Source organism: Streptomyces sp. SID3343 (assembly GCF_009865215.1).
In the GTDB taxonomy this organism is placed as follows: domain Bacteria; phylum Actinomycetota; class Actinomycetes; order Streptomycetales; family Streptomycetaceae; genus Embleya.
This window is the reverse complement of record NZ_WWJX01000755.1, coordinates 1-532: the sequence shown is the minus strand read 5'-3', so window position 1 is coordinate 532 and position 532 is coordinate 1. Positions and strand designations below refer to the sequence as shown.

Genomic DNA, 532 nt, shown 5'->3' with positions numbered 1-532 from the left:
GCGGCGTTGAGCGCGGCCCCCTTGCCGATCCGCGCGTCGGGGCGGCGGCGCTGGACGAGGTGGATGCGCTCGTCGTGCGCGGCGGCGGCCAGGACCAGTTCGCGCGTGCGGTCCGTGCTGTCGTCGTCGACCACCCACAGGTGCGCCTGGGGAGCGGAACGCCTCAGCTCGGCGAGGGTCTGGGCGACCACCGCCTCCTCGTCGCGGCACGGGATCACCAGGTGCCAGGCGAAGGCGGCGGGGTCGCCGGGCGCGGCCGGCGTGTCGTGGCGGAAGGCGTGCCGGGTGCCGGCCCAGTAGATCAGGAAGCGGCCGAACACGAGCACCATGTAGACGAGCAGCCCGAAGGAGAGCACGGCGGCACCCCACAGGATGCCGTGCTGGTGGGCCAGGACGTACTCACGCACAGCGCCGGGGATGAGACTCTCCAATTCGATGTGAAGGCCCGCACGCGCTCTTGCTTACAAAAGGGCGTGCGGTCCGCCTGACTAACCATCGAATCTAAGGCAAATTCGGACATAATGGAACTCCG

Annotated in this window: 1 protein-coding gene; it reads right to left on the bottom strand. The window is 69.5% G+C overall.

Annotated features, from left to right (window positions below; all coding sequences use genetic code 11):
* On the bottom strand, window positions 1-407 hold a 407-nt coding region (locus GT354_RS23010), incomplete at its 3' end, for a glycosyltransferase (protein WP_346012134.1).
* Window positions 408-532: the final 125 nt, after the last annotated feature.